Annotated in this window: 13 protein-coding genes; 8 read left to right on the top strand and 5 right to left on the bottom strand. The window is 44.7% G+C overall.

What is annotated here, in order from left to right:
- The 6 genes from IQR33_RS31125 to IQR33_RS31100 form a co-directional block, all read left to right on the top strand.
- A partial coding sequence (locus IQR33_RS31125) for a TrkA C-terminal domain-containing protein (protein WP_228014237.1) occupies positions 1-1374 on the top strand: 1374 nt, incomplete at its 5' end.
- Positions 1375-1469: 95 nt separating this feature from the next.
- Positions 1470-3065 carry a bifunctional aspartate transaminase/aspartate 4-decarboxylase gene (locus IQR33_RS31120; protein ID WP_054579569.1) on the top strand — a complete coding sequence of 532 codons (1596 nt, stop codon included), beginning with the start codon at positions 1470-1472 and terminating at the stop codon, positions 3063-3065.
- 125 nt (positions 3066-3190) lie between these two features.
- Positions 3191-4048 carry a pyridoxal kinase PdxY gene (pdxY, locus tag IQR33_RS31115; protein WP_054579568.1) on the top strand — a complete coding sequence of 286 codons (858 nt, stop codon included), beginning with the start codon at positions 3191-3193 and terminating at the stop codon, positions 4046-4048.
- A 210-nt stretch (positions 4049-4258) separates the two neighbouring features.
- Positions 4259-5428 carry a patatin-like phospholipase family protein gene (locus IQR33_RS31110; protein WP_054579567.1) on the top strand — a complete coding sequence of 390 codons (1170 nt, stop codon included), beginning with the start codon at positions 4259-4261 and terminating at the stop codon, positions 5426-5428.
- 17 nt (positions 5429-5445) lie between these two features.
- On the top strand, positions 5446-5874 hold the full coding sequence (locus IQR33_RS31105; protein WP_047102715.1) for a hypothetical protein: 429 nt from the start codon (positions 5446-5448) through the stop codon (positions 5872-5874).
- Between the two features lie 143 nt (positions 5875-6017).
- On the top strand, positions 6018-6926 hold the full coding sequence (locus IQR33_RS31100) for a LysR family transcriptional regulator (RefSeq protein WP_033906183.1): 909 nt from the start codon (positions 6018-6020) through the stop codon (positions 6924-6926).
- Between the two features lie 286 nt (positions 6927-7212).
- Here IQR33_RS31100 and IQR33_RS31095 read toward each other — a convergent pair whose 3' ends face one another.
- The 5 genes from IQR33_RS31095 to IQR33_RS31075 form a co-directional block, all read right to left on the bottom strand.
- Entirely contained in the window at positions 7213-8364 is a 1152-nt protein-coding gene (locus IQR33_RS31095) for an ABC transporter permease (RefSeq protein ID WP_005377120.1), read from the bottom strand.
- Positions 8361-9527: an ABC transporter permease gene (locus IQR33_RS31090; RefSeq protein WP_031778953.1), complete on the bottom strand. Its 1167-nt coding sequence runs from the start codon at positions 9525-9527 to the stop codon at positions 8361-8363. The genes IQR33_RS31095 and IQR33_RS31090 overlap by 4 nt, the downstream gene beginning before the upstream one ends.
- A 22-nt stretch (positions 9528-9549) precedes the next feature.
- Complete coding sequence (locus tag IQR33_RS31085; RefSeq protein WP_005377122.1) at positions 9550-10530, bottom strand: HlyD family secretion protein; 981 nt, start codon at positions 10528-10530, stop codon at positions 9550-9552.
- A 3-nt stretch (positions 10531-10533) separates the two neighbouring features.
- Positions 10534-11949, bottom strand: a complete 1416-nt coding sequence (locus tag IQR33_RS31080; protein ID WP_053306992.1) for a TolC family protein — start codon at positions 11947-11949, stop codon at positions 10534-10536.
- A gap of 130 nt (positions 11950-12079) precedes the next feature.
- Positions 12080-12307, bottom strand: coding sequence for a hypothetical protein (locus IQR33_RS31075; RefSeq protein WP_005377125.1), 228 nt, complete (start codon positions 12305-12307; stop codon positions 12080-12082).
- 476 nt (positions 12308-12783) lie between these two features.
- On the opposite strand from IQR33_RS31075, the gene IQR33_RS31070 reads away from it, so the two are divergent.
- Both IQR33_RS31070 and IQR33_RS31065 read left to right on the top strand, forming a co-directional pair.
- Positions 12784-14403 carry an ATP-binding protein gene (locus IQR33_RS31070; RefSeq protein WP_053306993.1) on the top strand — a complete coding sequence of 540 codons (1620 nt, stop codon included), beginning with the start codon at positions 12784-12786 and terminating at the stop codon, positions 14401-14403.
- Complete coding sequence (locus tag IQR33_RS31065) at positions 14400-15086, top strand: response regulator (RefSeq protein ID WP_017634565.1); 687 nt, start codon at positions 14400-14402, stop codon at positions 15084-15086. Before IQR33_RS31070 ends, IQR33_RS31065 begins: the two co-directional genes overlap by 4 nt.
- Positions 15087-15168 lie beyond the last annotated feature (82 nt).

The following is a 15168-nucleotide window of genomic DNA, read 5'->3' as shown; positions in this document are numbered from 1 at the left end:
CTAGACAGAGGTACGGCAGCAGGCCTTGCAGCTGGTGGTTTGACTCAATCGGCAATCATCGGTACAGCGGGTGATGCGATCGCACGTCTTGGTGGTGTGACAGAAGAAGCGAAGCACCTAATGCAGACCAACGTCGCAGTAGGCTACGCGGTTACGTACATCTTTGGTTCGCTTGGTCCAATTCTGATGGTGACATGGGTATTCCCAACACTGATGAAGTGGGATATCCGAGCAGAAGCGATTGCGCTAGAAGAGAAAAATTCAAATGGTAAGCGTGATTTAGCGCCGGGTGAGTTCAACGCTATCACAGCGCTGGTTACACGAGCATTTAAAGTGAGCAAAGATGGTGGGCTAGCAGGCAAAACCTTAGCTCAGTTAAACCAACACGCTCTAGCTGCTTGTATTGAATTGATTCAACGTGATGGCAAAGTGCTAGAAGTGGACAAATTCACAGCACTGAAAGAAGGGGATGTCATTGTTGTAACTGGTCGTCGTAATGCGGTACATAAGCTGCAAGATGGTTTGGCTGACAACGAGATTGCACTTCCAGAAGGCTATGAAGTTATTGAAGAAAACCGTCAACTGATCGCAGACAACCGCAAACTGATTGGTAAGTCGCTGCAAGAGATTAAAGAGGCTTCGAACCAAGGCTCTATGCGCGGTATTTATGTGACAGACTATATTCGTGAAGGCAACTCAATTGAAATGACGCCGGATCTTGTGGTGAAGAAAAACGACGTCATCCAGCTTACAGGTACCGCAAAAGATATCAATCGCGTTGAGAAAAACATTGGTCAGCGAATGGGCTCAGCAAACGTGACTGACTTAATCGTGCTTGGTATGGGCATGGTGGTGGGCCTATTAATTGGTCTAATCAGTTTTAAGATTGCTGGTATTCCCGTCACTATCGGTTCTGGTGCAGGTTGTTTGATCTCAGGTTTGATCGTCGGTTGGTTGCGTAGCCGCAATCCGCATGTTGCTCAGTTTCCTGTGGGTGCCGCGAACTTTATTCGAGATTTCGGTTTGGCAGCATTTGTAGGCATTGTTGGCCTTGAGGCTGGGCCTCAAGCGGTCGACACCATCAAAGAACACGGTATGTCTCTGTTGTTCCTTGGCATGGGTGTAACGATTATCCCTCAGATTATTTCGTTCTTCTTCTCATATTTTGTATTGAAGATTAAGAACCCGGTTGAAGCACTTGGCTGTGTGACAGGTGGACGAAGTGCGAACCCAGCATTCGCGGCTTTAATGGAAAAAACAGGTAACGCAACGCCAGTATTCTCATTCACTGTGACTTATGCAGTCGCCAATGTCCTGCTTACCCTATGGGGTCCAATTATTGTCGGCATTATTACTTTAAACGCAGGCATGTAATTTAAATAAATTCGAACACGCTTATCGCCTAATTAAATAGGCGGTAGGGGAAGTATTATCCAAATTTTACTAAATAATAGATTCAGGTAAATATTATGACTACGCAAAACACAACAATTGATTTTTCAAAATTTGCAGATTTAAGCCCATTTGAATTAAAAGATAAACTAATTGAAGTGGCACAAACTGTTCCTGACCGCGCGTTATTAGATGCAGGTCGTGGTAATCCTAATTTTCTTGCGACACTACCACGTAAAGCGTTCATTCGTTTGGGTGAGTTCGCAATATTGGAAGCCGAGCGCACTTATTCATACCTAGATGGTGGTTTCGGTGGCATTCCAGATGGTGTGGGCATTGTTGAACGCTTCGATACGTTTGCAAGCAAGAATAAACAAGACCAAGGCGTACAGTTCTTGGAAAAGTCGCTGAGCTACGTAAAAGACCGTTTGGGTCTAGAGAAACAAGCATTCTTGAATGAACTGGTTAACGCATACCTTGCATGTAACTACCCAGTGCCACCACGTATGTTGACGAACATCGAAACCGTTGTGAAGCAATACATTGCAGAAGAGATGTACGGCCCAATGCCAATGACAACAGACTTCGATCTGTTTGCAACGGAAGGCGGTACGGCGTCTATGACGTACACCTTCCAAACTATGTTCAACAACGGTCTATTGAAGAAAGGTGACAAGGTTGCGCTAATCACTCCAATCTTTACGCCTTACCTAGAGATTCCAGAACTGAGTGAATACGAACTGGAAATCGTTGAACTACGTCTGGATGAGACAACATGGCAACTGCCGATGTCTGAAATCGAAAAGCTTGCAGATACAGGCATCAAACTGCTTTGTGTTGTTAACCCGGCAAACCCAGCGTCTGTGAAGTTCTCGGATGAGACTCTGGATAACCTATCAAATTTTGTGAACAACGAACGTAGCGACCTGTTCATTGTGACTGACGATGTATACGGCACATTTGCGGACGACTTTGTCTCACTGTTTGCAAAACTGCCATACAACACGCTTTGTGTGTATTCGTTCTCTAAGTACTTCGGTGCAACAGGCTGGCGTTTAGGCTCGATTGCGATTCAACACAACAACGTGTTTGACGATGCAATGCGTAGCCTTCCTGAAGTGCGTCAACTTGAGTTGGACGATCGTTACAAAACGCTGACTCCGGAACCTCGTGAGATCAAGTTTATTGACCGTATCGTTGCCGACAGCCGTAGCGTAGCGCTTAACCACACAGCAGGTTTGTCGCTTCCTCAACAAGTTCAAATGGCGCTGTTCTCATTGAATTGTCTGATGGACTCAGAGAAAAACTACAAAGAAGCATGTAAACGCATCATTCGCGAGCGTTACAAAACTCTGTACAAAAACATGGGTGTAGAAATTGAAGAAAACAAAGATCGTGTGGACTACTACACACTGCTTGAGCTCGACACTCTGGGCGGCAAATTGTACGGACCAGCATTCGTTGAATGGTTCAAAGCGAGCGAGAAGGGCAAAGACTTCCTGTTCCGCCTTGCACATGAAACCGGCGTTATCCTACTTCCAGGCCAAGGCTTCGATGTAGTGCATGCATCAGTTCGAGTTTCGCTAGCAAACCTTACTCACCACGAATACGAGCTTATCGGTCGTGCAACACGCAAAGTGTTGGATGAGTACTTTGCTGAATTCAAAGGCTAATGAATCCAGCCTGATTAAGAATAAGCCTCGGCGTTGTCGAGGCTATTCCGACCAAATAAGCACAGTGCGCGGCATTGTGTTTATTTAGTCGCCAAGCTAACAAACTTCTCAATTAAGAGTGACTTATGAAAAGCATTATTTCTATTCAATCTCATGTGGTTTATGGCCACGCAGGAAACAGTTCTGCCGTCTTCCCGATGCAGAGAATGGGCCTCGAAGTCTGGCCAATTCACACGGTTCAGTTTTCAAATCACACTCAGTACCAGCAAGGTTGGACTGGACAGAAGTTTGGGGCAGATGAAATTCATTCTCTAATGAGAGGCTTAGATAACATTGAGAAGTTAGGCGAATGTGGCGCGATACTGTCCGGTTATCAAGGAAGCGCAGAGCAATGTCGAGCGGTGGCCGAAGCGGTAAGTTTAGTCAAATCGCGTAACCATAGTGCACTTTATGTGTGTGACCCAGTTATGGGTGATCCAGACAAAGGTTGCATTGTGGCAGACGGTGTCAAAGAAGCGATAAGCCATAGCTTGTTGCCAATCGCTGATGTGATTGTTCCTAACCAGTTTGAACTGAGCGAGTTAACAGGTGTGAAAATTAACTCTCTTTATGATGCGGTCACTGCATGTAAAAAAACCCTAGAGCTGGGACCGAAAATGGTATTGGTGAAACACCTGCATGCACTAACAGATGACGCCTTCAGTATGATCTTAGCGACACCGAAAGCGTGTTATTTAGCTCAGCGTCCAAGTATTGATTTTGACCAGCAACCCGTCGGTGTCGGTGATTTGATTTCTGCGATTTTTACTTCTTGTTTGGTGAAGAAGATGTCTCCTGTCGCAGCCTTTCGTCATACACATAACGCCGTTTACGGTGTATTGGAGATCACCAAAGGCTATGGCACATGGGAGCTACAGACGATCAATGCCCAATACGAATTTGTCGAACCGACGCATGAGTTCAACGTCGTGAAAATTGCTTAGCGCAGTACCTAATTAACGGAGAAGCGTAAAGTTAGCATATAGAAACTTGGCATAATTGCTTTGATGGATAGCATCCTACAATCGCGATTATGGGGTTTAACCGTGCCTAGCTATAGTAACTCCACACAACGAAACGGACTTCATTTTGACCCAATTAACTTCAAACTGAGTCTCTGGTCATACGCCAGAGAACATTAAATGAGACTGATTATGAATCGTTTAATTTCCTCTGGTGTGACGGTTGTACTTTCGCTGCTGATAGTAGCTTGTAGTTCACCCCATACGCTGGATGTTCGTGTTTCTCAAAGCAACTATAAAGATGTCGAGATCGCGAGCTCAACACCAAATGAGCCACTTCGAATGTGGGCCAATGAAGCGCCGGATTTTCTCTACTCAGCGCACAATCAAACCACACCGATCAAAGTAGAGGGTGAACAGCTCAATATTTTGGCCTTATCGGGTGGTGGCGTAAACGGCGCATACGGGGCCGGCGTTTTGATGGGGCTACAGGAAAAGGGGGAGCTAAAAGATTATGCCATCATTACTGGAGTCAGTGCTGGTGCCCTAATCGCTCCTTTTGTTTTCATTGGCGGTGATGCGATGCCAAAGATGAAAGAAGTCATGCTCAACATCAATGATAAGAATATTTTGGGTAAGAAGAACTTCTTAAATACCCTGTTTAAGGACGCGTTTACCGATGGTGAGAACCTCTATGATTTCATCGCAGACGCTTACCCTGAGCCCATGATCGAGGCGATGGCGCAGCAACACCGCAATGGTAAACGCCTCTTTATTGGCAGTACCCATTTTGATTCAGGCGAACTGGTGATTTGGAATATTGGTGCGATTGCGAACAGTGATTTAGCGGACAAATCTGAACTGATTTACAAGGTGCTTGCTGCGAGCGCATCGATCCCTGGTGTTTTCCCTCCACAATTTATCGATGTTGAACATGATGGAGAAACTCTTGAGGAGTTACACGTAGATGGTGGTCTCGCAGCGCAGGTGTTCTTTAATCCGTCTAACTTCAACTATCAACAAATCTCAGATGCTTTGGGGTTAGAAAAAGCGCCTCAGTTGGATGTGATTCGCAATGGTGCGTTAAAAGCGCCGTATCGTCCACTAAAAGACAAAGGTTTGGACTTGGTATCGAAAAGTGTCTCAAGCCTTACGCTAGCGCAAACTCGTGGTGATCTCTATCGAATGAAATACATCAGTGAAATCAACGATATCGAGATGCAGTTTACCTACATTGATCAAGATTTCAGATACGCCAAAGTAACGAAAGATATGTTCGATCACCGCTACTTGCTGACGATTTACGAATATGGATTCAAAAAAGCCACCCAAGGGCAACTTTGGGTAACTGAACTCCCTTAATACAGGAAAACGATACAATGAAAAAAGCCGTTCTTACACTCATGATGCTTACCGCTTCCGCGACTGCATTCGCCCAAAGTGGAGCCCATCTTGACCAGCAAAAAGTGGATAGTGATATGCAGCAACTGTCTGCAATCAAAGAAGAAGGTGCAGCCTTTATTATGATTGACGAGAACTCGAGTTACGTGGCGGTCGAGTTCGTGGGAAAGTGGGAAGAGATCAACAACTATGTGTCACACAAAGAAGCGAAACAACGTAAATTGGAAAAAGTGAACAAGCAGTTCGTGTACTCTCAGGTCGGTGAAACGTTGGAGTCACTTGAGCAAAAAGTCGTTGACCACATTTACGCTGATCAACCTAAATATTTCAGTGTCGATGTCTACCGTGATTACCATGGTGACTCAGGAGAATTCAACTATTTAGCTCGTGTCGTTGAGTACAACTAAGTGAGAGAAAACCTACTGACGCTAGTAGGTTTTTTTTGTGTCGTCGAGAAGGAATTCAAACGCAGATTGTTACCGTTACCAAGTAGCAATTCTACGATCTTGTGGTAATTTAATTAGATAACTCTAAAAAGTAAGCACAACCTATGAATTTTAGTTTTGAACAACTTCTCGCGTTCGTAACCGTTTATGAACAGCTTTCGTTTAGTAAGGCGGCGGTCAAACTCAATAAGCACCGAACCACAATAGGGCAGGTGATTACCAATCTTGAAGACCAACTGGCGGTCAACCTGTTTGAGCGAGTGGGGCGCTCGGTAGAACCGACAGAAGATGGCCACCATCTGTACCACTATGCTAAGCAAACCATCGAACAGGCTCGTACTTTCGATAAAGTCGCACTGAGTCTTTCTTACGGTGGATTAGAGAATGTTAGTATCGCCTATTCAAGCGCTATACCACACCGTTTTCTTGTATTGCTTCGTATTCAATTAGCGGCAGATTTTCCGATGATGCGAGTTAACTTTCTTGTTCGTAATCGCAACGAAATTAAAGAGGGTTTACAGAATGGTGAGTATCAATTCGGTATTGTCAATGTGCATGATAGTCGAGCAATACATAGTCTGGATGCGACGTTTTTAGGTCATTTTGAATTTGTTCCTTTCGTCCAGAAAGGTGGTGAACTCGCTTCTGTTGCACCAGATCGAGTATTGACAGCCTTGAGGAATAGTAAACAATTTGTATTGCGGTCTCTTATTGAAGAGGGAATGGGCGAAAAAGTCATCGTAAGTTCGAACCATGAAGAGGTCGACCAATTGGCCCTTGTAGTGAAAATGGTTGAAGCAGGTTTAGGATGGGCGATTCTCCCCAGAACGTTTGCCCATTCGGAGTTTTCTAATAATCATATAGAGCCAGTGGAAGCTTCTGAATTATTGGAAGGTTTTAAGTTTGGTTTTGGCCTATGGTGCCAACCCTCTAAGCAAGTCGGTGATGTAAAAAATTCAATCATGAAGGTCGTTACAGAATACCGAGAGAAAATAATCCGTGATATGACTTAGCGGCGACATGTATCCTGCTCATCCCTATCAACAACAAGACTCAATGTGAGTCTTGTTTTTTTGTGTCTGAAAAACGTTATCGTTCTAGCGAAGAGCTAATGTCTATTGGAAGGATATAACCCTCTATATGAGAGTATGGAGTCCATAGTTTTTGGCTTAATCTAACCTCGCTCAATGGGTAAGCCCAGAGCAAAAAGTGTTTTTACCATATGTCCGCTGCAAGGACGCAGATTTTCAGCCGGGTTTAGTTACCCGGCTTTTTTTATAGTAATAAAAATGCCAGCTATCACCCCAAGCTCTCTGTTACAACTGGCTTGTTACTTCGCTTAGCAATCCAGTACGCAACGCTACCCCAAAGCACGGTGAGTGCCCAAAGTGCTGTCCAATGTGGAGCGACTTGTTGCCAGGTTGCCCCCATTTGGTTTAGCGCTAAGAAAGCTTTGATCGCCCAAGTGCTTGGGCTTAAATCAGCAATCCATAGTAAGGGAGTAGGTATGGCTTCAATCGGCCAAATAAAACCAGCCAAGAAAATGAGCGGCATAGAGCTCACTAAGACGACTAAGGTGACAAGTTCACGCCGAGGTAATAAGTAACCTAGCCAGAAGCCTAGTCCGCAACAACCTAAAAAGAACGGGAACAACATAGCCAGCAATTCGCCCGCATTGGCGATATGGTTTACGTTTAAACGTTCGAAGCTAAAACCAAAATAATAGGCGCCGAGTAAATAATAAATTGCCACAAATACTAACGTTCTCACAAGCAGCAGCGATCCCGTTGATACTTGTGACCAATAGCCACGACCATGACGCTGTGTTCCCGTTTGTAATCCAACCGCCATGATCAACGTTTGTTGTAAAATCAGAACAAATACTGCCGGCACTACGTATTCGATGTAACCCATGGTTGGGTTGAACGTTGGTTTCATATTAAGCTTAATAGCAGAGTAATTATGGCTAGCCATACTCATGGGCACACCATCTATCACCATTTTACTGACTTTCACTTGGGCCCCTAATGTGCCTCCAGCTTGGGCCAATCCTTCTACCACGGTTCCGTACACGAGAAAATACGAGGCGTCCGCAGCGTAGACCAGAGTCGGGCTTTTACCTAGCATTAGGTCTTTGTAAAAGTGTTCTGGTATGACTAAAAAACCGGTGATCTCTCGTTGTAAAAATGCTTGCTTTGCATCGGCAATCGTATGAAGTCGAGTGACTACGTTGACTTGCGGAGTGGCATCAACCATACGTTCTAGCTTTAAACTCGTCTGACTACCATCTAGATTAACAATCGCGATTGGTTGTTCACGAGGCGTTTGTTGTGCATAAGGCAAAGGGTATAAAAACGAGTAAAATACGACACCACCAAACACGGTCAACGTAACGACTGGATTGGTTAGAACGGCCTTAAGTTCCGCTTTAATCAGTTGCCACAATGTCATACCGCCTCCTTCGCTTGGCGTGTTGATGAAGCTGTTCGATGTTTACCCATCAAGGCTGCGGTAATGAGCAGGGGCACAACGTAACCAATCATAGGCCATAGCGAGCTTAAAGATTGTGCGGCCGATGCTCCATAGCTTGCTTGACTCACTTGTACTTCAATGTAATGGGTAATCGGCAATAATGAACGCCATGCATAAGCGAGCGTGTTCATGTCAGAAACTGGGAATGTAATTCCCATGAACGCGAAGCTTGGAGCCGTAAATGCGCCAGCAAAACTCATCGCACGTGCAGGATCCATCGACAAGAAGAAGAACAACGCTCCCATAATGATACAGGCGATAACCGTCGCCAATTGTGCTAATAGCATAACCACAAAACTGCCTTCCATTGGCCAATCAAGCACGGAATAAAACCAGTACAAGAACAACGCACCTTGCGCCATAAAGACCGGAATGTACTGACTTAATAGGGTAGTGAGCCTGGCGTATGGCTTTTCGCCCAAAAATGCAAAGCTATTCTTTCCACCATAAATGCGAAAGTGCGCGGCAAGAATCAAAATAGTGCTTACTACAATACATATTTGCCAAATGGCTGGCACGATAGCCGTTACCAAAAATTGTGCGTAGTTATTGTTACGGTTAAATAATGCGGTTATTTGTGTCGACACGGGTACAGCCTGTCCAGCCGCTGCTAACGTTGTGGTGTTACCCTTAGCCAAGTTGCCCATTACTTCAACCTGAGCGTCGAAATAGCCTTGTGCTTGCGCAACGGCAGAGTTGATCAGTTTCGCTACCAAAATGTACTGACTGTTGTAAAAGACAGAAAGTTGAGGTTGGCGGTGCTGGAGAATATCTTGGTCGAACTTAGATGGGATGACCGCGTAAGCGTAGATATCGCCTTCAATCATCGCATTTTTTGCTTCGCTTGCACTGGCGTAATGATAGTTAACAGCCAGACTCGACGACGCATCCAAAGATTGAATGAGCTTTCGAGAAAGTTGGGAATGTTGTAGATCAACCACACCGATTGGCAGATCCCGGGCAATGCCCGCAGAGAACACTCCCCAAATCATCAGCGCGAGCAAAATCGGTATCCAAGTAAGGCACGAAAGCAACCACTTGTCTCGTCGTAAGATATGCCGCTGTGAAATCTTAATCGTCATAGCATTAACCTAGTGGTTGTGATTAAAGTTCAACGACAACACTCATTCCCATACGCAGTTCAGGTTCGGGTTGAGCTGGACGAGCTTCTACTTCAAAGGTACGAAGATCAAAACCTTGAGAAGCATCGGTTGCTCTCCACGTTGCAAAGTCACCCATAACGGCAACATGCGTTACTTTGAACTCAACATTTTTGTTTAAGGCAGGCAAATAGGCATCAAAGGTTGCTCCTTTTTTAAAGTGTTGAAGGTAATCTTCACGCACATTAAGTGTCGCCCAGGCATCTTCTGTATCTATCACAGTAACAACCGGGAAGCCCTGAGGTGCTAATTCACCACTTTGAAGTAGAACTTGAGAGACTTCGCCGTCAAACCAGCTGTAGATCTGAGTATCTTTCGCGTACGCTTCTACTTCGGCTACGGCACCTGATGCCATGCGCGCTTTTTCCGCCGCAGCCACTTTGGTTTCACTTCTAGCGCCTTCTTTTGCCATTTCGTACATTTGAAACGCGGCACTTTCTGTGTATTTCGCTGCTTGCCACTGAGTTAAAGCTTCATCGCGTTTTTGTTCTGCAACCACGCCATCGTTATAAAGGTTATTCACACGATTGTAGGTTTTTTCCATTAAATTCGCAGCGGCTTTGGCTTTCATCCACTGATCTTTTGCTGCTTGGATTTGTTGCTCACGTGCGCCTTTCTCAGCTTCTTGAGCTAAGGCGTCCGCCGCTTTTTCACCTGCTTTTGCTTGTTCTAACTTCGCTTCAATTTCAGGACTATGAAGGGTAAAAATAAGCTGACCTTTCTCTACATCGTCGCCTTTACGTACCATGACCTCATCAATACGCCCTGGGACTTTTGAGGAAATGCTGTATTGCTGGGCTTCAATTAATCCCTGTAAGCGGATCGGTTCCGGTTGATAGGCTTGGTAAAATTGATACCCAACCCAAGAGGCAACACCCAAAGCACAAAGTGAGAGTAAAACGGGTTTTAGTGATTTAGCTGCCATGATTTATTTCACCTCTTTGGATGTTGAAGCAGGGATATAAGCGGTATTTTGATATTGTTCGAAGCTGTTCATTTCACTGCTCAATGCGAGTAGCTTGGTTAAAGATATTAAATAGCGGAAACGCGCCGCTGAACGTTGTGTTTCTATACTCGCGACATAAAGTTGTGCATCCACAACATCCAGAGAAGACGACAGACCCTGAGTAAATGCTTTTTCACGCAAGCGCAGGTTTTCGTTAGCGAGTTCAATGCTAGATGCGAGCCCTTGTACTTCATCAATGGCTTGCTGAGCCTCCAAGTATGTCTTTTGGACTAACAGCGATAAGTCTTGTTTGGCTTGGGACTTTAATGAGTCGACCTGCGAGACGACGCTTTGAGCGGCTTTGACTTTTTCGCTTCGCCCTGATGATTCAATCAGTGGAATGCTGACACCAACACCAACTAACCAGTCAGGCTTCATTTGGCTTGCGAGAGAATCGTCTTCATACAAGCTGTAGTCGCCGTAAAGATAAACTTCAGGGTAGTATTTCCCTTTTTCTGCTTTGATTAAGCTAGAGGCTTGTTTGTGTTTAGCGCTCAGAAGTTCTAACCCCGGATAGGTAAGCAGCGTTTGATCGACAAAAGCGCTAAGAGGGGGAAGACTGTCGTTGATAAACAAAGATTCAGCGGGCTCTACGGCATCATCTTGCGCGAGTAATTTACCTAATGCAGCCTGAGCGATACTCAAATCGCTGGCTGCTTTACGTGTTTCTACAGATGCTTTATCTAAAGAAGCCTCGGCTTGCAGGCGCTCAACGTGCGCGATTTGTCCTTGCTCTTCAAGCTTAATGGCAAAATCTCGATGCTTTTTTAGCCCAGCTTCAACCGCTTGCCGCGTTGCGAGTACTTCCTTTGCCAGTACGACAGAAAAGTAGTACTTCGATAAATCTTCAAAACGCGCTTGTTGTTCCATTAAAAGCTGACTTTTCGCCTCATCCGTTTTGCCTTCTGCTGCTGATTGAGCCGCAGAAATTCTACCACCAGTAAAAATTGGCCAAATGGCACGAATAGACGAAGAGAAAATATCGCGCTCGGTTATGGTCGAAGTGGTATTAGCTAAGGCACCAAAAATAGGCTGAAAAGCAGGAGGTACGTTAATGTGTGCTCCTGTGCTGTCTAGAATCTGTTTTCCCGAAAGCGTGATATCGGTATCTAAACGCGTGTAATTCGCGCCAATGGTAACTTGAGGTAAGTTGAGATTGCTGGTGGCACTCTCTTGGTATTGGTAGTTCTCGACGTTTGAGCGTTGAGCTTTAAGAGAATAGTTGTTTTCTAGCAATAGCTGCCATGCGGTATCAAAAGTGATCGGTGCCGCATGACAGGCAAGGGAAATCGAGCTGCTAAGTAAGCCCAGTATCCAAAACTTTCCTGTTTTTTTCATAATGGCTGCTTTGTCGTAGAGTATTAGCTCTAATATAAAGGATTCGTAACTGCGTGTTAAGTAGGAGGGAAAATTGGGCAGTAGTATGCGCCCAGTTATATTTGTGCTGGGCGCGGGAGATGTTACAAATTTATTTCGTATATGGACAGTGAAACTCCGCTCTCCACTCGAGCTGACGAGAACCTCGCATCGTATTCAATAGATCTTTTCCACTCATTTGAGGGAACGATAACAGGACTTTGAGATCAGAAGTACCGCCTCCGTTTTTTTCATAAGCCCTGACGTGTGTAAATGTTGAATACATATTCTCTGACAGCATCGCCTTATTCAGGCATATTCCAAAGGTATCGCGTTCCATGTTTGGTGTTCCTTCTAACTATAAATGCACCTCTGTTTATAGTTTTCCAGTTTTCAGATGGTGTCTAAGTGTTTGTCATGTAGTCAGTATTTGTGTTTTGTTTTATTTTTGTCCAAACCACTGACATCAATGTTGAGCTTTTAATAGACTTCCAGCTTCACTGCTTTCAAACCGAAACTCTCATTGGTTTCGTTGATTAAAAATTATACGTTGTAAAGTCTAAAAACGCCTCAAAAACCGCTAAAATCGATGTGATCGCGATCATGATTTTAAGGGCAATTTATGTATGGAATTGAGTATCAGAGAGGAATGCTAAATTTGGTGAATGGTTGTAATTTTATGTTTCAGCTCGTCGATTAATTAACCGTAAACTCTGCGGTTTGTTTGCCTTCCTCACAGATTTATCACCGCGACAACGTCATGCTGTTAACTGAGTGTTAACGTTACGCTCAAGAGTGAATCACAAGGATGTATCAATGAGTTGGAAAACCATCAGCTTTCGTAAGCGGATGCTCATTATCATGACGCTATCGGGGTTGATAGAGCTGTTATTGCTTGTCGCCGCGGGGTTCACTTATCTCAAAATCAATCAAGAGCAAGAAATGGGAGAAAAAGCACTGGGTGTTGCCCGTTTTTTAGCGGACTCAGCGGTTGTTCGTGAAATGATCGAAACCCAAAACCCCCAGCCATACCAACTTCGCTTTAGAGAATTAACCGAAGCCATAGGTGCTGCATTCATCGTTATTGGCGACCATAAGGGAGTACGCTTAATCCACCCTGTTGATGAGCGGTTGGGCAAGCCAATGAGAGGTGGCGACAATCGTCGAGCGCTAGAACAGGGGTTGTCTTATGTTTCGACGGCACAGGGCTCGTTAGGTTATTCAGTTCGTGGTAAAGCTGCGATTTTTGACGAGCAAGGGAACATCATTGGTGTGGTTTCGGTTGGCTATTTGCTCGACCGACTGCAAGACCGCATCGAACCATTTTTGGCCTTTTTGATTTTAATGGTCATCGTAGTTGTCGTCGCTAATGCCATTGTATCCAATTATGCGTCGAGAAAGTTTCAGCGCGCCATTTTAGGCTTTGAGCCTGAAGAAATAGGGCGGTTGTACGGCGAATTAGAAGTGACGATGAGCACCATCAAAGAGGGCGTGTTAAGCATTGATGCCCAAGGGATACTTCGCTCGATAAATCGTAGTGCCTGCCAGATTCTCGGTATTGATAGAGAATCAGCGCTCAATAAACCTTTGACTGATACGCTGCGTGATAGCGATCTATATACAGTGTTAGAAAGCGGGCAGGAAGATCATGATATTGAAATATTCCTTAATCATAAGCGCCTGATTGCAAATCGCTCTCCAATTTATGTTGATGGAAAAATCGTGGGGGCGGTATCGAGTTTCCGTTTAAGGGATGAAATCAATGATCTAACCGAGCAGCTATCACAAACCAAGGAATATGCAGATTTGTTACGTTCACAGACCCATGAGCATCGCAATAAGCTCAACACCATTAGTGGGCTAGTACAAATGGGTGAACTTGATGCGGTGCAAAAGTTAATTGGACAAGAAACCGCACACTATCAGGCAATGATTGAGTTTTTAAGAGATACCGTTAAAGACCCGCTAATTGCAGGTATGTTGCTTGGAAAAACTGAACGTGCTCGCGAGTTAGGCTTACAACTGGTGGTTGAGGAAGGCAGTCGTCTGGAGCCCCTGCCTGAGTGGCTAAATTCGGAAGACCTAGTCACAATTTTGGGTAATTTGATTGATAACGCTTTCGATGCCACGTTAACTTCAATTCGCGATGAATCAAATGTTGCGTCAGAACGCAGAAACATTGATGTGTCCGTTAGCGATTACGGAAATGAAGTGATACTTGAGGTGATAGATCATGGCTGTGGCCTCCCAAAAACAATGGATCCACAAACATTATTTACAAAAGGCGTTTCGACGAAATCTCGTCAAAATCGAGGTGTTGGGTTACACCTTGTCAATCAGCTTGCTACTCGATATCACGGCCATGTTGAGATGATACCCAATACAAATTATGGGACAAGAATAACGGTGTACTTACCCAAGGAAGAACAATTATGAGTATGGCGACTCGCGTAATGATCATTGAAGATGATCTGGCTATTGCTGAGCTGCACCACAAATACTTAAGCCAACTGACAGGTTTGGAAGTGGTTGGAATTGCGACCACGAGAATGGAAGCGGAAATGCAACTCGACATTCTTAAGCCAGATTTACTATTGATGGATGTCTATCTTCCCGATGGCACAGGGCTTGAGATACTAAATACACTGCGTGCAAGTAACCAAACGTGTGATGTCATTTTGATTACAGCCGCAAGGGATGTCGATACATTACAACAGGCGATGAGGGGTGGCGTTGTCGATTACCTGTTAAAACCCGTGATGTTTCCACGCTTAGATGCCGCACTGAAAAAGTATGTGTCCCAACGCCAACAACTAGACATCGTAGAGAGTTTGGATCAGAACCTCGTTGATAAAATGCTGCAGTCTCATGCCAATCAAGACAACTTGCCGAACCGATTACCAAAAGGGATTGATGGTGTAACCCTAGACAAGATCAGAGAGTTGTTCCCAAATGGCAGTGTGCTGACCGCTGATGAGGCAGGCGAAAAGATCGGCGCGAGCCGAACAACGGCGAGGCGCTATTTGGAGTATCTTATCAGCACTGGTGAACTAGAGGCTGATTTAAACTATGGCTCTGTTGGTAGGCCAGAAAGGTGCTATAAAAAAGTGACACGGTAGCGTTTATATTGATGCTCTATGCAAAATAAAAAGCGATGGCTTATTGTAGAAACCATCGCTTTACAAATTACTGCTGTTCCGC

The organism is Vibrio sp. OPT46 (assembly GCF_015163535.1).
Taxonomy (GTDB): Bacteria; Pseudomonadota; Gammaproteobacteria; order Enterobacterales; family Vibrionaceae; genus Vibrio; species Vibrio alginolyticus.
Note: the sequence above shows the minus strand (reverse complement) of the source record. Positions and strands in the feature narration are given on the sequence as shown.